The 24,865-nt window shown below is 58.4% G+C and carries 20 protein-coding genes; 10 read left to right on the top strand and 10 right to left on the bottom strand.

Annotated elements, in window-relative coordinates; all coding sequences use genetic code 11:
* Positions 1–196: 196 nt before the first annotated feature.
* Together HMPREF3053_RS00020 and HMPREF3053_RS00025 are read left to right on the top strand one after the other, a co-directional pair.
* Positions 197–952 (top strand): SDR family NAD(P)-dependent oxidoreductase, encoded by a 756-nt coding sequence (locus HMPREF3053_RS00020; RefSeq protein WP_168162083.1) that lies wholly within the window; start codon positions 197–199, stop codon positions 950–952.
* A gap of 90 nt (positions 953–1,042) precedes the next feature.
* Positions 1,043–1,486, top strand: coding sequence for a DUF2871 domain-containing protein (locus HMPREF3053_RS00025; protein ID WP_069359716.1), 444 nt, complete (start codon positions 1,043–1,045; stop codon positions 1,484–1,486).
* 112 nt (positions 1,487–1,598) lie between these two features.
* Here the strand turns inward: HMPREF3053_RS00025 and HMPREF3053_RS00030 are convergent, their stop codons facing one another.
* The 3 genes from HMPREF3053_RS00030 to HMPREF3053_RS00040 are packed head-to-tail and all read right to left on the bottom strand — an operon-like array spanning position 1,599 to position 6,090.
* The gene (locus tag HMPREF3053_RS00030; RefSeq protein WP_070767075.1) at positions 1,599–4,223 is read right to left on the bottom strand and encodes an ABC transporter permease; all 2,625 of its coding nucleotides are present in this window, start codon (positions 4,221–4,223) and stop codon (positions 1,599–1,601) included.
* Positions 4,224–4,245: 22 nt separating this feature from the next.
* Positions 4,246–5,040, bottom strand: coding sequence for an ABC transporter ATP-binding protein (locus tag HMPREF3053_RS00035; RefSeq protein WP_016421690.1), 795 nt, complete (start codon positions 5,038–5,040; stop codon positions 4,246–4,248).
* 18 nt (positions 5,041–5,058) lie between these two features.
* Positions 5,059–6,090, bottom strand: a complete 1,032-nt coding sequence (locus HMPREF3053_RS00040) for a pseudouridine synthase (protein WP_070767076.1) — start codon at positions 6,088–6,090, stop codon at positions 5,059–5,061.
* Positions 6,091–6,387: 297 nt separating this feature from the next.
* On the opposite strand from HMPREF3053_RS00040, the gene HMPREF3053_RS00045 reads away from it, so the two are divergent.
* The 3 genes from HMPREF3053_RS00045 (at position 6,388) to HMPREF3053_RS00055 (ending at position 8,923) form a co-directional block, all read left to right on the top strand.
* Positions 6,388–7,287: a universal stress protein gene (locus tag HMPREF3053_RS00045; RefSeq protein WP_005510554.1), complete on the top strand. Its 900-nt coding sequence runs from the start codon at positions 6,388–6,390 to the stop codon at positions 7,285–7,287.
* A 345-nt stretch (positions 7,288–7,632) separates the two neighbouring features.
* Positions 7,633–7,926: a GlsB/YeaQ/YmgE family stress response membrane protein gene (locus tag HMPREF3053_RS00050; RefSeq protein WP_049171710.1), complete on the top strand. Its 294-nt coding sequence runs from the start codon at positions 7,633–7,635 to the stop codon at positions 7,924–7,926.
* A gap of 376 nt (positions 7,927–8,302) precedes the next feature.
* On the top strand, positions 8,303–8,923 hold the full coding sequence (locus tag HMPREF3053_RS00055) for a TetR/AcrR family transcriptional regulator (RefSeq protein ID WP_048731284.1): 621 nt from the start codon (positions 8,303–8,305) through the stop codon (positions 8,921–8,923).
* Positions 8,924–8,976: 53 nt separating this feature from the next.
* Here HMPREF3053_RS00055 and yidC read toward each other — a convergent pair whose 3' ends face one another.
* From yidC to HMPREF3053_RS00075, 4 genes are all read right to left on the bottom strand, one after another.
* Positions 8,977–10,335: a membrane protein insertase YidC gene (yidC, locus tag HMPREF3053_RS00060; RefSeq protein WP_070767077.1), complete on the bottom strand. Its 1,359-nt coding sequence runs from the start codon at positions 10,333–10,335 to the stop codon at positions 8,977–8,979.
* 196 nt (positions 10,336–10,531) lie between these two features.
* A complete protein-coding gene (locus tag HMPREF3053_RS00065) occupies positions 10,532–10,885 on the bottom strand; it encodes a histone-like nucleoid-structuring protein Lsr2 (RefSeq protein ID WP_069359719.1) in 354 nt (117 codons plus the stop codon).
* 348 nt (positions 10,886–11,233) lie between these two features.
* Positions 11,234–12,991, bottom strand: coding sequence for an alkaline phosphatase D family protein (locus tag HMPREF3053_RS00070; RefSeq protein WP_246819350.1), 1,758 nt, complete (start codon positions 12,989–12,991; stop codon positions 11,234–11,236).
* Between the two features lie 160 nt (positions 12,992–13,151).
* Positions 13,152–13,931: a DUF6474 family protein gene (locus HMPREF3053_RS00075; RefSeq protein ID WP_070602295.1), complete on the bottom strand. Its 780-nt coding sequence runs from the start codon at positions 13,929–13,931 to the stop codon at positions 13,152–13,154.
* A 173-nt stretch (positions 13,932–14,104) separates the two neighbouring features.
* Between HMPREF3053_RS00075 and HMPREF3053_RS00080 the strand changes: the two genes are divergently transcribed.
* Complete coding sequence (locus HMPREF3053_RS00080; RefSeq protein ID WP_070767078.1) at positions 14,105–15,925, top strand: ribonuclease H-like domain-containing protein; 1,821 nt, start codon at positions 14,105–14,107, stop codon at positions 15,923–15,925.
* A 4-nt stretch (positions 15,926–15,929) separates the two neighbouring features.
* Here HMPREF3053_RS00080 and HMPREF3053_RS00085 read toward each other — a convergent pair whose 3' ends face one another.
* The 3 genes from HMPREF3053_RS00085 to HMPREF3053_RS00095 all read right to left on the bottom strand — a co-directional run bounded on the left by HMPREF3053_RS00085 (position 15,930) and on the right by HMPREF3053_RS00095 (position 19,655).
* Positions 15,930–16,775, bottom strand: a complete 846-nt coding sequence (locus HMPREF3053_RS00085) for a crotonase/enoyl-CoA hydratase family protein (protein ID WP_070767079.1) — start codon at positions 16,773–16,775, stop codon at positions 15,930–15,932.
* Positions 16,776–16,945: 170 nt separating this feature from the next.
* Positions 16,946–17,542, bottom strand: a complete 597-nt coding sequence (locus tag HMPREF3053_RS00090) for a superoxide dismutase (RefSeq protein WP_005510435.1) — start codon at positions 17,540–17,542, stop codon at positions 16,946–16,948.
* 136 nt (positions 17,543–17,678) lie between these two features.
* The gene (locus tag HMPREF3053_RS00095; RefSeq protein ID WP_049193127.1) at positions 17,679–19,655 is read right to left on the bottom strand and encodes an alpha/beta-hydrolase family protein; all 1,977 of its coding nucleotides are present in this window, start codon (positions 19,653–19,655) and stop codon (positions 17,679–17,681) included.
* 111 nt (positions 19,656–19,766) lie between these two features.
* Here HMPREF3053_RS00095 and HMPREF3053_RS00100 point away from each other — a divergent pair, with 111 nt between their 5' ends.
* The 4 genes from HMPREF3053_RS00100 (at position 19,767) to HMPREF3053_RS00115 (ending at position 24,777) form a co-directional block, all read left to right on the top strand.
* Positions 19,767–20,714, top strand: a complete 948-nt coding sequence (locus tag HMPREF3053_RS00100) for an L-lactate dehydrogenase (RefSeq protein ID WP_016421677.1) — start codon at positions 19,767–19,769, stop codon at positions 20,712–20,714.
* Between the two features lie 138 nt (positions 20,715–20,852).
* On the top strand, positions 20,853–22,814 hold the full coding sequence (locus HMPREF3053_RS00105; protein WP_049171694.1) for a pyruvate kinase: 1,962 nt from the start codon (positions 20,853–20,855) through the stop codon (positions 22,812–22,814).
* A gap of 118 nt (positions 22,815–22,932) precedes the next feature.
* Positions 22,933–23,811, top strand: coding sequence for a hypothetical protein (locus HMPREF3053_RS00110; protein ID WP_049190927.1), 879 nt, complete (start codon positions 22,933–22,935; stop codon positions 23,809–23,811).
* Positions 23,812–23,859: 48 nt separating this feature from the next.
* Entirely contained in the window at positions 23,860–24,777 is a 918-nt protein-coding gene (locus HMPREF3053_RS00115; RefSeq protein ID WP_016421674.1) for a DUF5926 family protein, read from the top strand.
* Positions 24,778–24,865 lie beyond the last annotated feature (88 nt).

Genomic DNA, 24,865 nt, shown 5'->3' on the forward strand with positions numbered 1-24,865 from the left:
GTCGTGGTTGCCTTGCCCCTTGTGTGGGGTTGGGTGCTGCGGCCCACTTTTGTGCCCACGAGTAAACAACATTAACTAGCGTTTTAATGCGACATTTTTTGTTCGTTTGCTCATTCCTATGTGGCACGCTTCGTCGTCGCCGTTTTAATTGCTCGACTCAGTCGGCTGTATCTTGGAATTCATGCGAGTGGGAATCGTGACTGGAGCATCTCGGGGCATAGGCGCCGTCTTTGCCGATAAACTTGGGCAGCTACGTCCAGACCTAGATGAAATTTGGTGTGTTTCTCGTAGCTACAACGATGATTCTTCCGGTGAGGACGCTGAGTTCTCGCAGAGGCAAGGTCCTCGTCTTCGATATCTTTGTCTAGATCAGTCCGATGATGATTTTGGCGATAAACTCCGGAATCATGTTGACCGCCATCACGCGACGATAGTTTATTTAATCCTCAATGCCGCGTATGCGAATTATGGCGATGTTAAAACCCAGGATTTTTCGCAGGCTGATCAAATGATACAGACGAATATTCGCGGTACGGTCGCAGCGGTTTACTCGCTAAACGATTTATTCGAAAAGAACGGCCACATCATTTTCGTTTCATCGATCTCAGCTGTAGCACCAACTCCAGGGCTGGCGGTGTACACAGCATCGAAAGCGTTTATTCGGCACTGGGGTATCTGCCTTAGAGAGGAATTGAAACCTAATGGTGTAACTGTAACTATTTGCTACCCGGGAAAGGTTAAGACCAAGGCGCTACGGGACGTCGTGAAGCAGGCGAAGTCGGTGAAGTTGCGTCTCATGCCGGAGCAGAATCTCAATTATCTAGTGGAGCGCACGTTACGTGGAGCGGAGAGGGGTCGGGCGGAGGTAGCGCCCGGCCTATATGGCCTAGTGATGGCCCTATCCAAAACTGTGCCGAAACGTGTGGTGGCTCGATTCGCGCGGTTAGTTTGAGGCCGTCTAGATTCGCGGAATCAAACTTTCGTTTAACCCCCTGGGTTTAGTCTGTTTAGAAGCCAGTGTTATCTGAGTAGGCTACGAAGTATGCGTAAGTTATTCACAGCTGCTTCGGTGTATCTCGGTCTTGGTCTGTTTTCTGGCGTTTTCTATCGTGAATTTACCCGTGCGATGGATTTTGGGGATAAAACGCAGCTCAATACGCTGCACACGCATTTCCTTGTTCTTGGCATGATTTTCTTCTTGGTTGCGCTGGCATTGGATGGGCAATTCAATATTTCAGCTGTCAAGGGCTTTGATCGCTGGTTCATCGTTCAGAATGTCGGCATTGTTTGGACGATTGGCATGATGGTGGCTAACGGTATCGTGCACGTTGTTTCAGGCCCGGAGGCCTGGGGTGCGATGTACTCGGGAATTGCAGGGCTCGGCCACATTATCCTGACGGTCGGCTTTGTGTGGTTCTTTATGCTTCTCAATAAGGCGCTGAAGAATCGAGAACGCGAGGTTCGCAAGGCCAACGCGGCCGTATAAATTGCCAGCGGAAATGCGTGAGCCGGATAGCTGATTCAGCGTAGGCGATAAGGCGAAATAGAAACCCCGTGCAGAAACAATATCTGCACGGGGCGCTTTCATATAACGGCGACTACTCGTCTGCGATAGCGGCCAGGGGCGGTGTCTTCGCGGCCTTCTGACCAGGGCCGAGAGCAGCAATAATGCCCACAAGCGCAGACCCAAGCAGCATGAGAACAATCTGCAGCCACGGTACCGCGATAGTATTCAGGCCCTCATCCTTCAGCACGGTCAGCAGTGACCAACCGAGGAACAAGCCGAGGACAATACCTACAACCGCGCCGAAAATGGAGATTTCCACAGATTCCAGGCGAATCATCCGGCGAATCCCCGAGCGCTGCAGGCCGACGGCCCGAAGCATGCCAATCTCCTGGCGGCGCTCGACAACTGAGAGTGCGACAGTATTGATAATTCCCAGAATCGAAATGATGACCGCCAGTGCCAGCAGCGCGTACACGATTCCCAGCATGACATCGATAGAGGCATTCGCGAGGCCCGCAAACTCCTTAGCAGTCATCACCTGTACTACGAGGTAGTCCGCAACTGCGTCGCTAAGCTTTTGCTTCATTTCATCCATGGAGCCGCTGTCTGACGCGATGGAATCAGAAACATCGACGTAGGTCTGGAACGGCAACAGGTGGCTGCTTTTGACATATTTATGGGCGGCTTCGTCGGAGACAATAATCGACTGGCCGGGATCATTCGTGTCAGCAAAAATGCCGGTGACGGGGAGCCGTGTTATGCCGCCTTTGGAAACCACTGCGAGTTCAGTGCCAACGTTCCAACTATTCTTTTTCGCTGTTGATTCGCTGATGACAATTCCCGCATCCGACTCGGCCAGATCCAGGGAGCCCTGGATGGCGCGAGTGCCGTACCATTTGCCGACGTTGGAGTTGAAAACCGACGCATTACTAGATTCCGGTCCGACTTCAGTTTGTTCGCCGTCGGAAGCTATCATCGTGGCGGCTTCCTCAGGCGGGATCACCAGCAGCGCACCAATCGACAAAGTTGCGGTGTCGTCGACACCATCGATATCCTTCACTGCGTCCTCGACCCCAAGCGGCAGGGCCGAATGCGCGGTCAGAGGTGGCGAGAGTACGAAGTCAGCCGTCAGATTGGTCTCTGACCACTCATTGACCGCCTCCTTCATGGATACGCCGAACATGCCGATCACAGTCACCAGCGCAAGCCCGAGCGTCAGTGCAAACGATGTGGTTCCCGTTCTGCGCGGATTGCGGTGGGAGTTCGTCGCCGCAAGCTTGCCGACGGTTCCAAAAGGCGCACCTACGACGCGCCCCAGTCCTCCGATCAGAGGCATGGACAGCGCGGGGCCGACAAGCCAGACGGAGGCTACGGCCATCACTGCACCGACACCAACGAAGACGGCACGAATCTTGGTTTCTGCGTCGTTCCACTGCAATGCCCAGGCAATGATTGCGATCGCGGCGGACGCCAGCACAGTACCGGTCCACGTCCTAGCACTGAGGCTATTGCTGGTTGTTTGATCCCCAGAGCGCATGGCTTCTACAGGAGGGACCGCGCCAGCGCGGGCGGCCGGCGTCCAGGCGGCGATCATGGTGATGGCCACGCCGACAAGGAGAGGAACGATGACTGCCACCGGTTCGAATGTCAGGCCATCGCCGGGCATGGAGATACTCATGGCATCGAGAAGCATGAATAGCCCCTGGCTCAGCCCAAATCCCGTGATGACACCTAGTGCGGAACCGATGAGGCCAACAATGAATGCCTCCAAGAGGACGGACGCAGTGAGCTGTCGTCGTGAAGCACCGAGGGCGCGGAGGAGAGCGAATTCCTTCATGCGCTGAGTGACCAGCATGGTGAAAGTATTGGAGATGATGAAGATCCCGACCAGCAGCCCGATGAGCCCGAAAGCGATGAGGAAGTAGTTGACAAAGCTTAAGGCAGAGGAGACACGTTCGGAGGCCTCGTCGGCGAGCTTAGAGCCTGCCTCTACCTTGAGCTCGGGGAATGCTTCTGCGACATCACGGGTAAGCGTGGCAGCGTCAGTGGTGGAATCGGCGGCGAGGGTGAACATGTCCATATGGCTGTCCGCGCCGTAGAGCTCTCGCCACTGATTCTGGGTGAAAAAGACCGCGAGGTAGCCGGTTTCGTCGATGGAGGTATCGGCGATGCCGACGACCTTCACCGTCGCCCGCTCGAGACGGGTGGCCACCTTGATTTCAGCGCCGACGTGGAGGTTGCCGAGTTCGGCGGTAGTGGAGTTGACGACCACCTCACCTGGTGTTTCCGGCGCGTGCCCCTCGGTAACCGTGACCTTGTTGCCCACCGCTTCGGCCGCTGGATAGTAGGGAAGACCCATCGATGGCGAACCATTGGTTTGAATCGGCTTGCCGTCGGCTCCTGTGGCCGTAATGCTGTTGTTGGGATCGCCAATGTTGAGGGCTCGGACCCCGGGGAAGCTTTCGATTTTCTGCGCGGTTTCTTCGGTGAGAGCACCGGGATTGTCAGCTGGGGCCGTCACCACCACGTCGACACCGTCATAAGCGGTACTCATTGCGCCCTTAAAGGCCTTGTCCAGCGATGATGTGAACACAAATGCGCCGGTGATGAAGGCCGTGCCCAGCACGACCGAAATAATTGTGAGCACGAGGCGCAACTTGTGCGAGGTGATGTTGCGCCAGGCGACGCGGCTCAGCGTGGAAGACGATGATGCCATGGGGGGGAGATGACCTGCCTTCCTAAAGATTCTCAATATCTGCCATGCGCGCCAAGATATCGGCGGGCGTGGGATTGCGAAGCTCGTCAACCACGCGGCCATCCGCGAGGAACACAACACGGTCTGCGTAGGACGCGGCGGTGGCATCATGCGTCACAATGACGACGGTTTGGCCGATGTCATCAACCGCATCGCGGAGAATCGTCAATACCTCACGAGATGAGTTCGAGTCCAAGTTGCCCGTCGGCTCATCGCCAAAGATGATCTCCGGCCGGCTGACAATGGCACGCGCACAGGCGACACGCTGCTGCTGGCCACCAGACAGTTCCGAGGGGCGGTGCGTAAGCCGTTCTTTAAGCCCGAGGCGCGTGGTGATTTCCTCGAACCACTGCTTGTCCACCTTCCGACCAGCGATATTGATAGGCAGGGTGATGTTCTCTGCCGCCGTCAACGTCGGCACCAGGTTGAAGGACTGGAACACAAAGCCCAGGCGATCACGCCGCAGCGCCGTGATTTCCTTGTCCGACAGCTTCGACAGATCCGTCGTGCCGATGTACGCGCTTCCCGACGTCGCGGAGTCCAAACCGGCCATGCAGTGCATCAATGTCGACTTACCGGACCCGGACGGGCCCATAATCGCGGTGAACTCACCAGCGGCAAAAGAGATATCGACATGGTCCAGTGCAGTAACAGCGGCATTGCCGACACCGTACTTCTTGGTGAGCCTCTCAGCGTAGGCCGCCGCTGGTGGGGCGGAATGTTCCAAAGAAGATTCAGCGGATGATTTAGCGGATTGTTGTGCATGCTTGGCAGACATGGGGGAGGGGGTTCTCTTCTAATTAGATTTGATCAACGGCGAATTAATATCCGGCAGCGAAAGCGGATTGAAAACGCTGCGGCGGGAATGGAACGTTCGTTGTTCACCAGTCACGGGGTCAGCGAAACTCATTTCTACACAGACCAGGTGCAGGGGCTCCGAGGTATTCTCGGCCTCCAGCGGCAGAATCTCCGGGTAGTACTGGTCGCCCAGGATGGGAAAGCCCAGCTCACTCAAGTGCAGCCGCAGCTGATGAGTGCGTCCGGTGATGGGTTTCAATTGCCACAGCGCAACGCGACCACTGTCGGCAGCGAGGCCGTCGGCGTCCGAAGGCACGTCGACAAGCGAAATGTGCTCGATGATGGTGTGGGCGTTTGGCTCGCCCTCGAGAGTATAAGCCTGCATTTGGCCAGCAATCTTGTGCTGTCGCGTGCGCAACTCTAGCGGGGGCTCGGGCAGGGCTTCGCTGGTCGCGCCAGCGATGGGTGTGGGCGATGTCAGCGCGTGATAGCGCTTAGTGACTTCCCCAGATGCGAAAAGCCTCTGGTAGGCGCCACGAACTTCGCGCCGGGCGGTAAAGATGAGCAACCCCGACGTCAGTCTGTCGAGGCGATGCGCGGGAACCAACTCCGGATTTCCCAGCTCCCGCCGCAGGCGTACGACAGCGGTTTCCGTGATGTGTCGGCCGCGTGGCATCGTTGCCAAAAACGACGGCTTGTCGACGACCACAAGGTTGTCATCTTGAAAGACAATCGGCATCGGCCCCGCGATTGTGCGCTCCGGTGCCGGGGTGCGGTAAAACCACATTTCCGCGCCGGGCTTCACCATGTCATCCGGACTGTACGGCACTGAGTTGGCGCGAACGACGAGCCCATCTGCAAAGCGTTTAGTCACGGCCGCTTCATCATCGTCCGGGTGGCGGTGGGTTTGACCTGCGATAGCGCCTGTGAGCAGATCCCACGCACGGGTGGGGGCATCGCCACGACGCCCGGGAGCGGCGATGCGGGATGGGTTGAGCCCATTGCGAATGGGCAGTGGCATGCGACGCATACGGCTGACTTTAACAGGTGCCCCGGATTCATCTGGCGGGCAAGCGGAGCTGCTGTGGCAGAGCGGTGTTGGTATCGCCCCTAATGGCGTAGGTGGACAACATTCTGCCCTGTCGGTCGCAACATAATGGGGGTAGGGTGGAGGTGAAAGTAATAAAAAGGTTGGCTCGGAAGAGTTGACTAAATAGCAAAGCTTGTCCATTAAAATGGCGTCCAAGCAGGTGCGATAGGTGTAGCTGCGTTGCGGTCGGGCCGCGGAGAGCCAATTTTTATGGATCGCATAATAAGGAGGCAATCAATGCCAAGGCAGAACATCATTGTGTGCGCGGTCGATGGCTCGGAGGCATCCAAGACCGCCGTCAAGTGGGCCGCTAACACCGCAGTGAAGCGCGGTGAGCCGCTCCGTCTGGTCAGCAGCTACTCCATGCCGCAGTTCCTCTACGCAGAGGGCATGGTTCCGCCGCAGGAGCTTTACGACGATCTTGAGGCCGAGACCCTGGAGAAGATTAACGAGGCCAAGAAGATTGCCCTCGACTTCGCACCGTCGGTAGATGTCAGCCACCAGATTGAAGAGGGCAGCCCGATTGACATGCTGCTCGACCTGTCTGAGCAGGCAACCATGGTGGTTATGGGCTCTCGCGGCCTGGGCGGGCTCTCTGGCATGGTCATGGGTTCGGTTTCCGCCGCTGTTGTTTCCCACGCATCGTGCCCGGTTGTTGTTGTCCGCGAGGACAACCTGGTCACCGATGAGACCAAGTACGGCCCTGTCGTTGTCGGCGTCGATGGCTCCGACATTTCCGAGAAGGCAACCGAGTACGCATTCCGTGAGGCCGATGCTCGTGGTGCCGAACTGATTGCGGTTCACACCTGGATGGACATGCAGGTACAGGCTTCCTTGGCTGGCCTTTCTGCAGCTCAGAGCCAGTGGCAGGTTGTGGAAGAGGAGCAGAAGGCTCTGCTCGGCCACCGTCTGGAGAAGTACGCTAAGAAGTACCCGGAAGTGGCCATCAAGAAGGTTGTTACCCGCGACCGACCGGTTCGTGCTCTGGCTGATGCCTCGGAAGGCTCGCAGCTGCTGGTCGTCGGCAGCCACGGCCGCGGAGGTTTCAAGGGCATGCTGCTCGGCTCCACTTCGCGTGCACTCCTGCAGGCGGCTGCTTGCCCGATGATGGTCGTCCGCCCGGAGACTGACGCCTAAAGCGCCCTTCGAGGGGGCTGAGAAAAGACGCCGGCGGCGGTCGTCGAGGCGCTTTTAGCGCCGAGTGCAGAAACCGTTACCGAATATTTATAAGTAGAACCTAGCCGGTTTCCGACAGGCGTCGGGGGCCGGCTTTGGCTTATCCAAATGAGGGCTCTCGTCTGCATAAACCCCGTTTTCATGCAGAAAGTACAGATTTTATAAGAGTTTTCCTGTGGTTATCCGACTGTTATCTCGCTAGTTTCCCAGTGGCCGAAATGGCCTGATAGTGCTTGCAGTGTATGCAAGATTTCTCGGAAAGACTTATAGTTGAGTCAGAACGATTTCGGGAAAGGAATATCTATCATGAACGAGATTCTTCTTGCTGCCTCCTTTAGTCCCACGATGGGCTTCATCAGCTGGATTATCATCGGTGGTCTTGCCGGCTGGATCGGCTCTAAGATCATGAACACCGATGAACAGATGGGCGTCGTCCTGAATATCGTCGTTGGTATCGTCGGTGGTTTCTTGGGCGGTTGGCTGCTCACCCTGTTCGGCGTTGATGTCGCCGGTGGCGGAAAGTTCTTCAGCTTCCTCACCTGTCTGCTCGGCGCCGTGATCCTGTTGTGGATTGTCGGCCTGGTTCAAAAGCGCAAGTAAGCCAAGCAAAACAGCGCGACTATGCACGAAGCGTCGTAACGCTGCTATCTACTGGATAGTGAGCTAGAGCGCGGGGCATCTCATCAACATTGAGATGCCCTTTTTTGTTGTGCGGTTGTCGTGACGTTGGCGTTCTGCGATTGTCGTGACATCTGTTGGGGGCAGCAATCATCGCACGCTAAAGTAGGACTAGAGGCTGAAAGACTGACTAGTTTGTTCTTTTACAAAATCACAGTCGCAGATACGCCTACAATGGAATATCACAGACTATGAACGCCCTGTTCAGTGCTCTGAAAGCAATGGCGCTAACGCCGGTATTTGCGAGTAAGCAGCTGTTAGAACGAGGCGTGACTTTGGAAGGACGAGAGGTACTGCCGTGGCAGAAGCGACAACGGGCAAGGGCGCAAAAGGCGGCCGCGCTTCCTCTCGCCGTCGTAACCGCCCCAGTCCGCGGGAGCGCCTCCTGGCATCAGCGACAACTCTGTTTACAACGGAGGGCATCCGAGTCGTCGGCATTGACCGCATCCTGCGGGAAGCTGATGTGGCCAAAGCTAGCCTGTACTCGTTGTTTGGATCCAAGGACAAGCTAGTCATCGCATATCTGCAAGACCTTGACGCCAAATGGCGGGAGGCTTGGGAGCAGCGAGTGGCCTCTTTGGATACCCCGGCGGAGAAGATTCTCGCTTTCTTTGATCAGTGTATTGCGGAGCAGCCGGCAATCGACTTCCGTGGTTCACACTTCCAGAATGCGGCTAGTGAATATCCGCGGCCGGAAACGGAGTCGGAGCAGGACATCCGTCAGGCCGCAGCCGATCACCGTTCCTGGGTTTGGCAACAGCTACACACGCTGCTGACTGAAAATGAATCTAGTATGCCGTCCGCTCACGCAAATATGCTGTTGCTCTACCTCGACGGCGGCCTCGCGGGTGCCAAGATGTCCAAAGACCTGAACCCGCTGCAGATGGCGCGCGACCTGGCCCGTGACCTGGTTACGTAAATACTTAATTCTCGTTTTTAAACGCGCCCTAGTTCTCGCCTTTTACTCACGGGCTAATCTCGGAAGCGTTTCCAGTCCGACTCCTTTGCGCCGGTGGCTTTCTTAACCATATTCTTCGTATTCTGGCCGAGTAGCATTCCCAGGTTCTTTGCAATCAGAATTGGCTTCGGCCGCTTCTGTGCTTTTTGAGCCTTCTCGGCTTGTCGTTTCATGTCGTCCCGCACTTTAGCCAGGCCGGGAAGCGGCGGAACTATACCCGAGGAAATCTTCATATCCTGCGTCAGGGACGGCAAATTATCCTGAGCACCAGGCCGCATCTGGGTCACCATGTAGCGAACCTTCGCAATTTTCAAAGCCTGGGCATATTCTTCGTCCTGCTTCGCTTTACGACGGTCCCGCGATTCCTTCTCAATAGCGGCATATTCACTCTTATGCTGCTTTATCTTCCACGGAGCGAATGCGGATTTGATATAAAAGCGACGCTTGGCCTGCTTTAACTTCTTCTTTTCCTCTCGCTCCGATTCGTATTCACCCTTTTGGTGGTTTTGAAGAGTTCGGAAATCGTCCGTGAGCGGGTAGGTCTTTTCCACATAGCGAGTGAGAATAATATTTTGGGTCAGTGTCCAGAAGTTATTGGTGACCCAGTAGACAATTAGAGCCACAGGTGTTGGGCCAAAGAACCCCGCGAAGAGGATCATCAGCGGTGCGTAGATAAGCATTACGCGCATGAACTTGCTGAGGAATACACTGACGCTATTGGAATAGTCGAGAGTGCGCTGCAACCGGCGGTAGGAAATGACCAAGTTAAAACCGGTGAAAAAGGCCGCTGCCACGATGCCGATAATGCAGAAAGTTAACAGCGAATCATGATTGCCCCCGAGGATTTGCAGTTGCTCCGGGTCCATGCGCAGATATGCGGGTAGAGGCTGTCCCAAGAATGTCGCGCTCAGAAAGTCGGAGATCTCATCCTTAGAGATGAATCCGACATTATGAGACGCAGGCAGCCCAGGCCCCTCAGACGCCCGCAGCATGTGCCTCAGCATGCGAACAAGGCCCATAATCACGGGAATCTGGACGAAGAGGGGCGCCAGCATTACGGAGGTCTTAATCCCCTCTGCTTTGCGCATTTCCTTGCTGGCAAAGTTTACGTATTGTGGCGAGTTCGGCTCGATGCTCCTGCGGTAGCGCTCCTTGAGCATAAAAAGCTGCGGCCGTAGGTTGGCTGTCTTGCGCGCCGAGATAAATTGCTGGAACGCGAGAAACGCTAAAGCGCCACGCACCGTAAACACCAGCAGGAAGAGAGAAAGCGTCCAGGACAGAGAAGACGGCAGGTGAAACACTGAGGCCAGTAAAAGGTGCCACGCCTTAAGGACAAACGAGACCAGCCAAACGAATGGTTCCAAAATGACCACGGGCCGACTCCTCCATGTCAAGGATAAGAAAAGTAAGACAACCGGATGAGGCCGGTGTGCCAATTCCAGCCGCTATCCTAGCGACTCGAATTACCTGCCCCAACTTTAAAACAGGGCCCCGCTGTGGCGGGACCCTGTTTTAAAGATAGTAAAGCTGGGTGAAACCCAGTGGAAGGCAAACGGACCTGGGTGAGAACTAGTTAGCGCTCTCGTACTTTTCAATAATGTGCTTTGGCAGCGCACCACGGTCTGCAACATCCATGCCATTCTCTCGTGCCCACTGGCGAATCTTGCGATTGCGATCACGGGCCTCAGCGGCATTGGGATTAGCGGAAGAGCGCTTACGCGGAGCTACAACCGTGCTGTGATCAATGGAAGCTTTCGCAATATACGGTTCTAATACCTGCTCGAACTTCTCTGCATTTTCCTGAGAGAGGTCGAGAATGTAGTTCTTACCGCGGAAAGAGAAACGAACGACTTGGTGGTCTGCGGAATCAAGTGGAGTCCCATCGAGGTCGTCGATGTACTGAATTAGTTCGCGGCGTGCCATAGAATCCCTGCCTAAGCTTGGTGCTGAACTTGTAATAATGAAGAAGGCTTACGGTGAAACTTCAATACGGTGAAATTTCAAATTAATATCAAGCCCTATTTTCTTTCCCCCACAGTATAAGTGCAAAGAAATTTAATGTCTATTGACGATAATTTAGCTTGATTGTGCAACTTATATTGAATACATGGTTTGTTAATAATTCGATTAATTGTGCACAAGAACTTGGGGTAATAAAAAGACGGCCCTGCATGTTGTGCAGGGCCGTCGTGAACAGCAACTACGTCACTGAGGGCGCAATGCGGGGTGCGCACTCGGTAGTCGTCGTAAAGCGAAAGGACGAGAAGGCGCTTAAGCCTGGGTCATGCCCTGACCCGGCTTGCCGCGGTAGGTAGCGGCGACGAAAAGCGGCTGGTCCGGTTCTTCCTTGACCTCGACAAGGCGGTACTCAGAGGTAACGTCCTCGCGGCCGAAGTAGACGGCAGTGTAGCCGTGGCGGTCGAACTCGAGGTAGTTGACGTACGGGTTCGCAGCCTTGAGTCCAGCGGTAGCAGCCAAGGAAATCGGGTTGTCCTGAGGCAGCTTCACAATGTCATCGATATTCGGGGCGCTGACGGAAGTACAGACAATCTCAATAGCGGCAATGCCGGCACTCGGGTACTCGCCCGGAACCTTCGGTACGTTGCAGTTCCAAGAGGAGTGAATATCGCCGGTGAGGAAGACAACGTTGTCGTAGCCTTCCTTGCCCATAATGTCGATCAGCTTACGACGCTCAGCAGCGTAGCCATCCCACTGATCCAAGTTGTACGGCATGCCGTCCTGAGGCAAGCTCAGCAGCTCGGTGACAGCGCGGGTGGCCTCCGGATCCAGCGGCGGCACCAGCACCGGAGTGAACATGACGGAGTTGCCCACGACACGCCACTTTGCGCTCGAGGAACGCCACTGGCCGAGCAGGTAATTGAACTGCTCAGAGCCGAGCATGGAGCGGTTCTCATCATCGGTCTCGCCAGCGCGGATGAACTTCAGCTGCTGGTCGCGGTAGGTGCGCAGGTCCAGCATGGTCAGGTCGGCGAGATCGCCGAAACGGAAGCTGCGGTAGAGCTTTCCGCCCTGGGAGAACGGGACCGCGCGAACCGGCAGCCACTCCAGGTAAGCCTGGATAGCGGCGTCGCGGCGGGCAATGTAGTCGCCTTCGGTCTCCGGGTCGTGATTCTCAGCGCCACTGTGCCAATCATCGTTGGCGACCTCGTGGTCGTCCCAGGTCACAATCCACGGCTTTGCGCGGTGAGCTTCCTGCAGGTCCGCATCGGTACGGTAGGTGGCGTAGCGCAGGCGGTAGTCAGCGAGAGAAATGATCTCGTGAGCCGGCTTGTGGTCACGAACCGGGCCCTTGCCGGAGTAGCCACCGGCCTCGTACTCGTAGATGTAGTCACCGACACACATAATGATGTCGATGCGGTCATTTTCCGCCATGTCGCGGTAAGCGGAGAAGAAGCCACTTTCCCAGTTAGCGCAGGAAGTCAGCGCGATGCCCAGGTGATCTGGCGAGGAGTTCACCGGCGGCGCAGTGCGAGTCTGGCCAATCGGGGAAACCTGGCCCGCGTGATCACCAGCGGTGACGGTAAAGCGGTAGAAGTAGTAGGAATCAGCGGAGAGACCCTTGACATCGATCTTGACAGTGTTGTCAGCATCCGGGTCGGTGTTCAGGGCACCAGAGGCAACGATGTTGCCGAAGCCCTCATCAGAAGCGACTTCCCACTTCAGTGCAACAGGACGGCCCTGGTTTGCACCTGCGGTATCGCCTGGGTGTGAGGTCACACGAGTCCAGATAAGAACCGAGTCCGGCAGTGGGTCGCCAGAGGCCACGCCGTGTTGGAATACCTGAAAACCACCGGAACCGCCAGCATTAGCTGGGGACTGTGACTCAGGATTGGCCCCCGCACTGGTAGCGGTTGCCAGGCCGATGGCTCCGGCAGCAGCACCGGTAGCGCCGGCACGCAGTACGGCACGACGAGTAGGGGTGAATGGCTTTTGGGCTGTTGCGTCGCTGTACGAGACCGCACCGTTCAGATTCGAGGCTGCAGTCTGAGATTTATCTGAAGATGGCATAGCCCTCATTACAGTAGTTCTCAGTCCGTAGCGCCATTGGTGGGAAAAAATAGCCCGATACGGGGGTAATAAGAGCAAAAGCGCGACTGTTGCTGTTCAACAACAGTCGCGCTCAATTCGATGAATCTCGGCGAGTGGCCTCAACCTGAAGCGGCCGGGTTTACGCGCCCAGCTCCGAAATAATCTGGCGGTCCAGCGAATCCAGCTCCGCGGTAATGGAGTGGTGCGCGCGACGACGCTGCTCCGGGGTCATCTTCTCGGCAGTATTAATAGCATCAGTCATGACATCCAGACGCGAGTTGGCGTCCTTGATAAAACCATCGATGCCCTTGGCGCCCGACTTACGCAGCTCCGTCAGCGAACCGCGAGTAGCCTCAATGCGGGCCAGCAGCGGTGCACCGTGCCCCTGGTAACGAGCGGCATCATTAGCGGAAACACCGAACTTCTGCGCGGCCGACGAGTGTTCACGGCGCTGAATGGCAGTGATAGCGCGGTAGGCCAGCGGAACCAGCACCGGTACCAGCAGGCGCGCGCCACCGATCCACGACTTTGCCTTGTCCTTGTTGAAGCCCTGGCTGCGCTGCTGTGCCAGGATCTTCTCGGCCATCTTGGTCTGGTGACGCTGCTTGGCAGCCAGCGCCTTCTTCTCGTCCTTGGCACTTGCCTTGCGGATCTTCTCCGCGCGCTTCAGAGCACGGTTTTCCAGCTTGAGTTCCTTCTTACCGAGCTTTTCCTCAGAACGAACGCGGCCAGCGGCCTCCTTCAGCTCCAGCTTGTGCTGGTGCTTCTGGTCGCGCTTAGCGGCCTTGACCTCAGCCTTGTGTGCCTTGCGATTAAGTCGAGCTGCGTGGCGAGCCTCTTCCTTAGCCTTCGCCTTGGCAGCCTTCACCTGCTTGGCGGTTTCGCGCCGACGCTCACGGATGTCACCCAAGAAGCTCATTTTTTCCTTCGCCTAGTTGCTCGCAGATAGTCCCTCCGGAAAAGCGGGGCGGAAAACCCTTAAACCCCACCGCGCCGGAGTGCGCTTGCCAGATGCAGTGGCTGCATCACGATTCTTGCTATCCAAGCTTAACGTGAAACTTCCTACCGAGTGGCGATACGCTAATTCTCATTGTGACTGATTCATCCGTTTCGCGCCCGCTTCTCCACGCGAGCGACCTCATCGGCTGCCGCTACCGGCTGAGCCTCGACCTGCGCGAGGGGCGGCTAGTCGAACCTGCTTCTCACCACGAGCACCGCTTGCCGACGTCCATCGCGTCCATCCCCGGCCTGTACACAGTGGCCTCGGGGCCGGACGCTCACCTGGATACCCTTGAGACCATCGCCCGTGGAGAAAGCGTCATCGCCGGTGGCGTGCTCATGCATGAGCGCCCGATTCCCGGCGGGGTGTACTCGGGAATCGACGAGATTTGCCACCCTGATCTGTTGGTCAAGGTCGATGATTCACCGCAGACGACCTCACCGACGTACATGCCGGTCCTGGTTGTCACACGGCACCTGCTCTCTGCGCGCAAACAGGGCCGGCGGCGTAAGCCGTCGTCAAGCAATGCGGCGCGTGCGGCGGCGATGCAGGTGCGACTGCTGGGCGTTGACCGGCTCGGGCGTGATGGCGTGATGGGTCGGACCCTGCGTCAGGCGATGGTTGTCACGGATGAGTGGAAGCTACGGCATTACGGACCCGATGCTGTGAAGCTGGGGCAGGCGGCGGCGATGCTGCACCGGCTGGGCGTGTCCTGTGGTCTGGTGGGGGCGATTAGTGCCACCGGAATGAACCTGGATACACGGCATATCGTCATTGCTGATGAGGGCTCGCGCGTCGCCTCGTACCGGATGGCGTTGCGGGACGCGCGTGATGCCGTCGCTGCCACTCAGGGGCGACCGTCACGGTTTACGCCGGGCACCTGGCCGCTGGCGCCGCGGCGCATCCGGGAGTGCCGAACCTGCCATCACCACGACCGTTGCTTCGATGAGCTGACCGCAAGTGACGACATTTCCCTCCTTCTACCTGGGGATAAATCCATGCGGTTGCGCAGTGTGGGCATCGACACGGTCACGGCATTGGCGCAGGCGAGTACCAACACTCCGCACGTCAGCAAGGAGCAGGTGTGGATGGCGAGGGCGAGGCTTGCCGACGTCGACGCGCTCCGGGTAGCCGCCAAGACATCGGCCCCGCGTGGCGATGTCGAGATGGACATCGATATGGAGGCGTATCCCAACGATGGCGCCTACCTGTGGGGAACATGGGTGCCCGGGGAGGACTACCGTGGCTTCATCACCTGGGAGCCACCGGGGCCAGAGGGGCTCGGCGGCACGGCGGAGGCCAGGAACTTTGCGATTTTCTGGGATTACCTGATGCGACGTCGAAATGCGGCGCATGAACAAGGCAAGACCTTCCGCGCCTATTGCTGGGCGGCAGAGGGCGAGAACTATTGGCTACGTCAGAGCGCTACCCGGTTCGGCGGCCAGGAATTTGTGGTGCCCGCAGATTCGGCGGATTTGGCCACGGGCGATGTGGCTGGTTCCGGTTCCGAGGCAGCTGGCCCGACAAAGATTGTGCGGGTGCCGACCCGCGAAGAAGTGGACAAGTTCATTGCCTCGGAGGACTGGGTGGACATGCTGAAGGTTGCCCGTCGCCAGATCCTCTCCACCGTCGGCATGGGGCTGAAAGTCGTGGCCCCGTGGTCGGGCTTCCACTGGCGCGACGCCGATGTTGACGGCGAGGCATCGCTGGATCTGTATCGCATTGCGACGGCCACTGACCTCGACTTTGTCGCGGAACAGTCCTTTGAAAAGCTCACGCAAGCCGAGGCTCGCGCTATGCTACTGCGCTACAACGGCGATGACTGCCGGTCGGTAGCCCACGTCCGCGACTGGCTGGATTCACAGCGCGCGGCCGAGGACCTGCCGCATGGGGATGACCTGCCGGTTCCGTAGCGCGCTAACCACGCGTCCACGTGCCGCGCCGGGCGAACTTAGGGGAGACCTTCTTCATCGCAGCATTGCGAATGATGGCCGTGTTCTTGCGGGCTAACAGCAGCAACTGCTGTGTGCGCTCGGCACGGAATGTTGAGCGAGGGGAGCGGTGCACATCGCGGAAAAGCCGCTTCGTCGCCGCCAGCTGATCCGGCGAACGCGTCGCCAGCTGTGCCAACTTCTCCTTGGCCAGTTCAAGCGCAGCGTCCTCCGTGTCCACGGCCCACGTCGCCAGACCAATCTCAGTTGCTTCCTTGCCGTTAAGTTCTTCGCCAGACATAGTCAGCCAACGTGCAGTATCGGCGTTGACCTCGTCGAGAATGGTTCGCATACCGGACATATCCGGAATCAGCCCCCACTTCGCTTCGAGGATTGACCACTTGGCATCGCTCGTCGTAATGCGGAAATCAGCACCTAGCGCAATCTGTAGACCACCGCCGTAACAGTGCCCATGCACCGCCGCAATGACCGGCACCGGCAGGCGTCGCCAGTCCCAGCAGGCGCGCTGGAACAGGTTCGTGCCGTGGATATCGGGGACGAATGAGCGCAGAATGCGCGAGGGCTTCTTAAATGCCGACGCGAAATCGAGCCCAGCGCAAAACGATTTGCCCTCGCCACGTAGAATCACGCCGCGCAGATCACGGTCGGTTGCCAGTTTCCGGGCGACGGCGGACAGCTCGGTCAGCATCTCAAGTGTTAGACCGTTGAGTTTGTCTCCGCGGTCCAAACTGACGACAGCGATTTTCGCCGCCTCTGAATCAGCTACGGCGAGGTGTTCATAGGTGACGTTGACATTGTTGCTGGTGCTCATGGGCACTAACGCTAAACGACGGCTACGTGTGCCGCCCGGGAAATACCAAAAGTGGTCTCAAACAAGACACAAAAAACCGACCCGCTGAGGGTAAGCCCCGTCAGCGAGCCGGTAAGCCATCTTTAGCGCGCGGCAGGGACGCGTAAAAAGCCGCGCGCTGTTAGCTGAAATTACTTGGCAGCTGCGAACAGCTCTGCAGCGTAATCCCAGTTGAAGACGTTCCAGACAGCCTTGACGTAGTCAGCCTTGACGTTCTTGTACTGCAGGTAGAAAGCGTGCTCCCACATATCCAGCAGCAGAACCGGCTTCAGGTTGATGGACAGGTTGCCCTGCTGATCCGTCATCTGCTCAATAACCAGGCGCTCTGCAATGGTGTCGTAACCCAGAACAGCCCAGCCGGAGCCCTGCAGGCCCAGAGCAGCAGCGTTGAAGTGAGCCTGGAACTTCTCGAAAGAGCCGAAGTCGCGCTCGATAGCCTCAGCCAGCTCACCGGTCGGCTGGCCGCCACCGTTCGGGGACAGCAGCTTCCAGAACAGGGAGTGGTTGGTGTGGCCACCCAGGTTAAAGGCCAGGTCCTTGGACAGGCCGGTAACAGCTGCGAAGTCGCCGGACTCGCGAGCAGCAGCGAGCTTCTCCAGAGCAGCGTTGGCGCCGTTGACGTAATTAGCGTGGTGCTTGCTGTGGTGCAGCTCCATAATCTCGCCGGAGATGTGCGGCTCCAGAGCGTCGTAAGCGTAATCCAGCTCAGGAAGTTCGTACTTAGTCATTAGGAAAATTCCTCCTCAACACGTTTTTAGGTTGTGCCGTCGATGGTACTCAAGATGAGTGGATGCGCAACCATTTAAGCAATACAATTAATGCGAAATTCATAAAAAATGCTGTTCAGGGATATCTGTCACAAGTTTATGAACGCGGCGGCTGAGTGCGGCGAATCCACTTACTCACGCGCTTGAAGCGCATTCCGGCTGCGCCACCCAGGTCGTCGTCAAGCGGAATGTCGAGGATGGAAGCCCACGTTGGCAACATTTCTTCCTCGTACCGGTGGCCGTGACCACCGGGGACGGTGACGGAGGCGAGGCCGTCGATAAGCACCTGCCAGAAGGTGACGAACGGATGCCAGCGCATGGAGGGGAGAACATCGCGGCCGACGCGCTCTGCAAGCCAGTCGGGGCGGCGCCAGGCCAGTGGGTAATCCCACCAAACGATGGGGTCAGAGGCATGCTGCAGGAATGCGACGCGCGGGAATTCCCACGGCCCGAACTTGGTGCCATAGAAGGAGTGGTACAGCTCGTCGGGGCGCGTAGCGAAGCGGATGTTTCGCCCCTCGTCGATGACTGGAGCGATTTCCGGAGACCCCTTTGTCCGACGGTGCGTCAGCTCTTTCCACATCGCGGAGAACTGTGGTGCGCCCGTCCAGACAGCACCGTCGACGCGTGCGAGCATGTCAGCGGAATTCTCGAATGCGCCGAGACCGCCAAACCCGCCGAGGGATTCACCGGCGACGTAGACCTTTGGCCGGTCGTTCTCCGGCATCTTGTCGACTTCCTGCAACACCCGATGGATAAGGGTGTGGCCAGCCGCGATTGGGGTTTCGTGGTCCGTTAGCCATGCCACTGGGGAGGGGAGGTCAGAGTACTGCAGAGCGACAGTGGCGCAGTTGCCAAGGGTCAAGAACTCTGCAGCCTGCGCCGACCACGGTGGCACCCAACCGGTGCCGGTGGTGGTGAAGACAACCAGATGATCGCGCCGAAACGCGCCGGTGCGGTGCATCTCGCGGATGATGAGCTCCGCCTGTTCCCGCAGAGAACGACCTGGCACCTTGCCCGCATAAATGCGGATGGGTTCCTGCAGTTCGGAGAGCGGCTTGCCAGTGACCACCGCCAAATCTCGGGCACGGGGGCCTTCGGCGACGAAGACGCGCCCCTCGGCGCCGAGTGCGTACCACGGCTCCAAAGACCATGGACTCCCGGAACGTTCCGGCTCCCAGGGCTGCATGCGGCCTGGAACTACCAGGGTATTCAGGTATCGGGACTTCTTGGCGATGGACTCCAAAGTCCGACGGATAAGCAGTCGATCAATGCTGGCGGCCACGGCACCACCGACGATGGCACCGCTGAGAACCGGGGCGAGACCGCGCGGCAGCCAGGGGCGGAGGTTGTCCCGCAGTAAGTCATAGCCGCGATTGGCCAGCGCGGAGAGCCCCCGAGTGGTCAGGTAGAGACCACTGGCAATCATTGTGGAGGCGAACTGGCTGCGTGCGGATTCCTGCTCATCCTTGCCCACCAGGCGGCCAATTTCGCGCTGCTGGGAAATGGAGCGCAGCCACAGCGCCGCGGTGGTGGCCGTGGTGGCAACATGCCAGGTCACGGCCAGTGCGCGCTCGTGTCGAGGTGCCGGCGCAAAGCGGCTGAGCGGAGTGCTGGCCAGACGCCGCATCGTCGTGTTGTAGCCATAGCCGATAGCCACCCCGGTGACATGGCCCGCCAGCTGTGCCAGGAAGGTCACAGTAACGGTGGCGATCCGAGTACGCGGCATCAGCGAGGGGCTAAAGGCAGCCCATGACGCAATTTCTGCACCAATTAGACCGGGGTTGGAGGGAATGCCCGCTCGCAGTGCGCTGCGGATAGTGCCAGGGCCGGTACCTAGGAGACGTTCGCGAAAGACTTTGGTCGCCATCAGACTGCCGGTGCCGACTGCGCCCAGCGCTTTGGCCATGCCAGCTGTGCCAGCGACTCCTGTAATTCCCGTTCGCGCTGCTCGTGCAGCTCGCACTGTCCTGGTGGTTTCGATTGGCTGAGCTACAGGTGTGTTGCCCGTAGACGCAATCGAGGGCGCAATCGAAGTAAATGCGCGACGCAGGAATCCCATAACTCCCATCATGGCAAAATTTTTTCCACGGGGTTTATTCATCTCGCGCCAGTTTTCCGCACAAAGCGTAGCCTGTGGGGTGTCGCAACGTTTTCCGAATCGGTTGAGAAGGATCCGAGGGCTATGAAGCTATCCACAGGAAATAAGGTCGTGCTGATCGGCGCTGGCGACGTCGGCGTGGCATATGCGTACTCACTGGTCAACCAAGGCACTGTCGACCATTTGGCAATCATTGACATCGACGAAAAGAAGACGATGGGCAACGTCATGGACTTAAACCATGGCGTCGTGTGGGCGTCGTCGCGCACCAAAGTCACTCAGGGCACGTACGCCGACTGTGACGATGCCGCGCTGGTAGTCATCTGTGCAGGCGCAGCACAAAAGCCCGGCGAGACTCGCCTACAGCTGGTGGACAAGAACATGAAAATTATGAAGTCCATCGTCGATTCCGTCATGGCCAGCGGTTTTGATGGGCTCCTACTGATCGCCTCCAACCCCGTCGACGTACTCACATACGCCGCGTGGAAGTACTCCGGGCTGCCACACAACCGTGTCTTCGGCTCCGGCACCATCCTGGACACCGCACGTTTCCGTTACATGCTGGGTGAATACTACGATGTTTCCCCGATGAGCGTGCACGCATACATCATTGGTGAACACGGCGACTCCGAGCTGCCGGTGTTGTCCAGCGCCAACGTTGCAGGCGTCAGTCTGTCCAAGCGCCTCGCCGCCGACCCCGCGCTTCACGACGAGCTGGAGGACATCTTCATCCGAACCCGTGATGCCGCCTACGAGATTATCGATGCCAAGGGCTCCACTTCCTACGGAATCGGTATGGGGCTGGCCCGCATTACGCGCGCCATTTTCCAGAACCAAGAGGTAGCTCTGCCGGTCTCCGCATACTTGCAAGGTGAATACGGTCATGAGGACGTGTTCATCGGAACACCAGCCATTGTGAACCGTCGAGGAATTCGCCGCGTTATCGAGCTTGAGCTGGACGAATACGAAAAGAAGCAGCTGGACAAGTCCATTCAGACGCTCCGAGATGTGCAGGATCCATTCTGGAAGTAACTGCTGGTAGCGAGAGTAGATGTCTTCTCGACATGCGCTTTCGGCCGTCTCATTTGAGAATGAGAATGCCCACCTTCTATTGGCCCGCGTGGCCGACTCTGGCCAACGCTTCGTCTTCAACACAGGAGTGCCTTCTCTATGGCAGCGCAGAGCCCTCAAGACACAGCAACTGACAACACTGAAAGCGGCGCGGCCGTACCGCGTCTGGATGACCTCATCAGCAAGGTCACTGATCTGATCACAGAGTTGGACGACGTCTCGGTGGAGGCTTCTGCACTGCTCGCAGAGGTGCCGGAAGAGCGCCGTCGGCACGCGGAAAACCTGCTGCACTACGCACACCTGCGCACAATTGACATCCGTGAGCTGCAAAACAGCTTGCACGACCTCGGCGTGACCAGTCTGACCACGGTGGAGACTTTCACCCGGGGGCGCCTTGAGCTCGCTCTCAACGCGCTGTTGGCGCTGGCGGGGCGCACCTCAGACATCGATGTCGCCCGCATTATTGCCGACGATGAGCGCGCGGATATTGCCCTGGATAACAACGCCACCGAGCTGTTCGGTCAGGAGCGCGCGGATGTCACTTCGCACATTATGGTGACCCTGCCCGCCGAGGCCGCCGACGATGCAGAGTTGGTGGAGAGCTTCGCTGCCGCTGGCATGGATCTCGCTCGCATCAACTGCGCCCACGACGGACCTGAGCAGTGGAGCCGCATGATTGACAACGTCAATGCTGCAGCTGAGAAGGCCGGTCGCCGCATCTTCGTGTCCATGGATCTGGCTGGTCCGAAGCTGCGCACGGGCGATATCGAACCGGGGCCGCGTGTGGGGCGCGCCCGTGTTGTGCGTGACGACGCTGGCACGGTCATCTCCAAGTCCAAGATTTGGCTGACTCCGCGACTGGATGAGCACCCCAAGCCAGCTCCGAGCGATTTGCCGGGGCGTCCCGCACTGCCGTTGGAAGCAGATCAGGGGTGGTTGGAACAGCTGCAGCTTGACGATGTCATTACGCTGCATGACTCCCGCTCGGCGAAGCGTCACTTCACTGTTGTGCGCATCGACACCGACTCCGAGGGCGAGGTCGAGGCTGTCCTCGCCGAGGGCGAAAAGAACGCCTGGATTGCCGAGGGAACACACCTGCGCAGCAACTACGAGGTCACGCGCGCTGGTGGCGTGCCACCGACCGTGCAAAAGCTGCGCTTCCACACCGGTGATGAGTTTATTCTCACCAGCCGCGAGGAAATCACCACCATTCCACGCACTGACGATGAAATTCCACGCGTCTCCTGTTCGCTGCCGTCTGCCGTGGCGGCTCTGAAGCCGGGCAATCCGGTGCTTTTCGACGACGGTGCGCTCGGCGCTGAGGTGGTTGAGGTCTCCGAGACGTCGTCAAGCGAAGATAGTCACGTCGATGCCCGGCTGCGTGTCCTGCGTACGAAGCCGAATGGTCAGCCGCTGGCGGCGCATAAGGGCATCAATCTGCCGAACACCGACCTGCCACTCAATTCGCTTACCGACGAAGACATTGAGCACCTGCGCTTTGTGGTGGAGCATGCGGATATTGCTGCGGTGAGCTTTATTCGCACGCAGGGGGATGCTGAGTACGTTTACAAGGTGCTCGATGAGATTGCGGCGGAACATGAGGCTGCGGGCCGCGAGGACCTGGCGTCGAAGGCTCGGAACCTGGGTGTTGTGCTGAAGATTGAGACTATTCCGGCATTCCAGAATCTGCCGGGAATCATCATCGCCAGCATGAAGCGCGCCAAGTCCGGTCTGATGATTGCTCGTGGTGACCTGGCTGTGGAGCTGGGCTTCGACCGTATGGGTGAGGTCCCAGGCCAGATTCTGACGCTGGCGCAGGCAGCCGGTGTGCCGACCATTCTGGGTACTCAGGTGCTGGAGAACATGGCCAAGGCCGGCCTGCCGTCCCGCGCGGAGATTACCGATGCGGCCTTCGCCCTGCGTGCCGAGTGCGTGATGCTGAACAAGGGGCCGCACATTACCGAGGCCATCGCGATTTTGAACAACCTGGCCCGGAAGATGGGACGTTCGCAGCGTAAGAGCCGCATCATGCTGCGGAAGATTCGCAGCTGGTCGGACTAGTGGCTGGGGTAGGGGCCGGGCTAGTTTAGGTAGGTTAGGGGGAGCGCACTTAAAAACACCGTGGGAGAAAAGACTGCGGAAGAAGCCGGCCGCGCGTACGAGAGGAGCCCTGCGGAAAATGTCTAATGAACAGGCAGAAAACGCGGGGTGGGCTGTGCCGCCGCAGTCTCCAAAACAGCAGCCACAGCAGTCCCCACCTCAGGTGGTGCTGCCACCGCAGCAGAGCTGGCAGCCGACTGTCTCGGATTCGGCCATCACAGGTGCGACGCCGCGCTGGAAGGCCGATGAGATTGTTCGCAAGCGTGCGGACAGTGTCTTTCGATGGGCAATGAGCGGCGCTGGCGTATTCGCCGCATTTACCGTATTCATCTGGATGAGCATTCTGAGTCCAGGTCAGGATCTGGTGGTTTCCCTCCTCGGCGAACTGGGAGCATGGGCTTTCGGTCTCTGCGGAATGGTTTCCCTCATTGGGCTGGGTTTTTCGGTCTACAAGACCCTCCAGGTGCTGCGTGACCGCGCAACGTATGCCCGCCCACTGCTGTCGCGCACGGCAACGGATGTGCGCACGATGCACATGTGGCCAGTGCGCAACATCACGGGGCCCGTGGTCGCGTTGGCTGAAACAGGAGTCACTGCCGTAATGGGGCCAGGTCGCTTTATCTGGTATCTGGCCTGCGTTTTGTGGCCCCTTGCAACGGGTTGGTTTATCGCTGCCGACGTGTCCAGGACGTACTTCCAGGCCGGAATCATCACTGTTTTAGCTTGTGTGACAACTGCCCTTACGGCGCGGCTACTCCGCTACGTGTTGGCTCCCGAGGAAGTGCATCGCAACATTCCCGTTGGGGCAGGTCGCGAGCGCACCCAGCCCGGTTTTTGGTCCAAGGGCTTCATCCCCAGCGAAGCTACCGATGAACAGGGGGAGGCGGGCGCGTTGGCCGTCGACAAGCAGCTTTTCGAAGGAACGGCGAGCGAATTCGTCGACGATTTTTATAAGTAGCCCAGGCAGTCGCGAATTACGGACTGCGAATAGGTATTCTGTGGCCTTGTGGGAAAGAAATCTCGTAAGAAGAATAATCAGGCCCCGGAGGGCATGAGCCGCCGTCAGGCGAAGCTGGCAGCCCGCGCTGCTGAGCGTGCAGCGTTGCTGGGCAATCCGCGTCCGTTCAAGGACTTCGACGAAGAGGCTGACATCGTGGCTGTCCGCGAGTTCGCACCGGCTGTGGTCATTCCGGTCACGGTCGCTGACGCTGAGCGTGACATCAAGGTCTGCACCGTGCTGCCGGGTGGCGTAGCCGCACTGACGCGTGCCGCTGACCAGGGCAATGAGGCTTTCGTCGCGCTGCAGACGCAGGCTCGCACCAATGACGGCGCTGCGGATCTCTCCCGTGCGCTGGCGTGGGCTCGCGACGCAGAGTCGGGTCAGCAGCTCTCCGCCGCTACTGACGGCGAGGCTGCACCGCTTACCGACGTCCTGACCGCCGTGGATCTCGACAACATGGAGGTCCACCAGGACTTCGAGTGGTGGATTCCCAAGGGCATTGAACGCACCCCGATGATCGAGCAGAACCTGGCCGTGGCTAACGACGCGATTCTCCCGTCATACCGCCTGGACGCGAAGGTCGCTGGTGCTGTCTGGTGGATTGATCCGGGCGAGCGCGCTCACATCCGCTGGGTGCGCCGTGAAGATGAGAAGCCGCTGCTGGATGCCTTGGCACGCGTGCACGCTGCGGACAACCTCTCGCTGGGAGAGGGCACGAAGTTCGCCGGTGTCTTCCGTACCGATGGCGTGCTGGTGCCGGTCTGGGACCTGGATAACACCAAGCCGCACGACCACTGGATTGCTGCCGTGGAAGAGGCCGACAAGCGTATCGCTGAGGCGCTGGCCAGCGAAGAGCCGCTGACCGCCGAGGAGCGTAAGTCCCGTGAGACCATCGTGTCCCGTCAGGTGACCATTCGGAACTAGGTACCTAGACAGCCTGGCGGAACTGGTTTAAGAACTAACGCGTGTGGCTCAGCGAAAAACTGAGCCACACGCGTTAGTTGCCTCTAAG

This window comes from Corynebacterium sp. HMSC064E07 (genome assembly GCF_001815745.1).
GTDB classification, from domain to species: Bacteria; Actinomycetota; Actinomycetes; order Mycobacteriales; family Mycobacteriaceae; genus Corynebacterium; species Corynebacterium jeikeium_D.

Excerpts from the sequence above, each read along its gene's own strand:
- HMPREF3053_RS00095 (WP_049193127.1), bottom strand. The coding sequence starts at position 19,655 with ATGATGGGAGTTATGGGATTCCTGCGTCGCGCATTTACTTCGATTGCG.
- HMPREF3053_RS00050 (WP_049171710.1), top strand. The coding sequence starts at position 7,633 with ATGAACGAGATTCTTCTTGCTGCCTCCTTTAGTCCCACGATGGGCTTC.
- HMPREF3053_RS00090 (WP_005510435.1), bottom strand. The coding sequence starts at position 17,542 with ATGACTAAGTACGAACTTCCTGAGCTGGATTACGCTTACGACGCTCTG.
- HMPREF3053_RS00030 (WP_070767075.1), bottom strand. The coding sequence starts at position 4,223 with ATGGCATCATCGTCTTCCACGCTGAGCCGCGTCGCCTGGCGCAACATC.
- HMPREF3053_RS00105 (WP_049171694.1), top strand. The coding sequence starts at position 20,853 with ATGGCAGCGCAGAGCCCTCAAGACACAGCAACTGACAACACTGAAAGC.
- HMPREF3053_RS00070 (WP_246819350.1), bottom strand. The coding sequence starts at position 12,991 with ATGCCATCTTCAGATAAATCTCAGACTGCAGCCTCGAATCTGAACGGT.
- HMPREF3053_RS00065 (WP_069359719.1), bottom strand. The coding sequence starts at position 10,885 with ATGGCACGCCGCGAACTAATTCAGTACATCGACGACCTCGATGGGACT.
- HMPREF3053_RS00035 (WP_016421690.1), bottom strand. The coding sequence starts at position 5,040 with ATGTCTGCCAAGCATGCACAACAATCCGCTAAATCATCCGCTGAATCT.
- HMPREF3053_RS00100 (WP_016421677.1), top strand. The coding sequence starts at position 19,767 with ATGAAGCTATCCACAGGAAATAAGGTCGTGCTGATCGGCGCTGGCGAC.
- HMPREF3053_RS00045 (WP_005510554.1), top strand. The coding sequence starts at position 6,388 with ATGCCAAGGCAGAACATCATTGTGTGCGCGGTCGATGGCTCGGAGGCA.
- HMPREF3053_RS00075 (WP_070602295.1), bottom strand. The coding sequence starts at position 13,931 with ATGAGCTTCTTGGGTGACATCCGTGAGCGTCGGCGCGAAACCGCCAAG.
- HMPREF3053_RS00085 (WP_070767079.1), bottom strand. The coding sequence starts at position 16,775 with ATGAGCACCAGCAACAATGTCAACGTCACCTATGAACACCTCGCCGTA.
- HMPREF3053_RS00110 (WP_049190927.1), top strand. The coding sequence starts at position 22,933 with ATGTCTAATGAACAGGCAGAAAACGCGGGGTGGGCTGTGCCGCCGCAG.
- HMPREF3053_RS00040 (WP_070767076.1), bottom strand. The coding sequence starts at position 6,090 with ATGCGTCGCATGCCACTGCCCATTCGCAATGGGCTCAACCCATCCCGC.
- HMPREF3053_RS00025 (WP_069359716.1), top strand. The coding sequence starts at position 1,043 with ATGCGTAAGTTATTCACAGCTGCTTCGGTGTATCTCGGTCTTGGTCTG.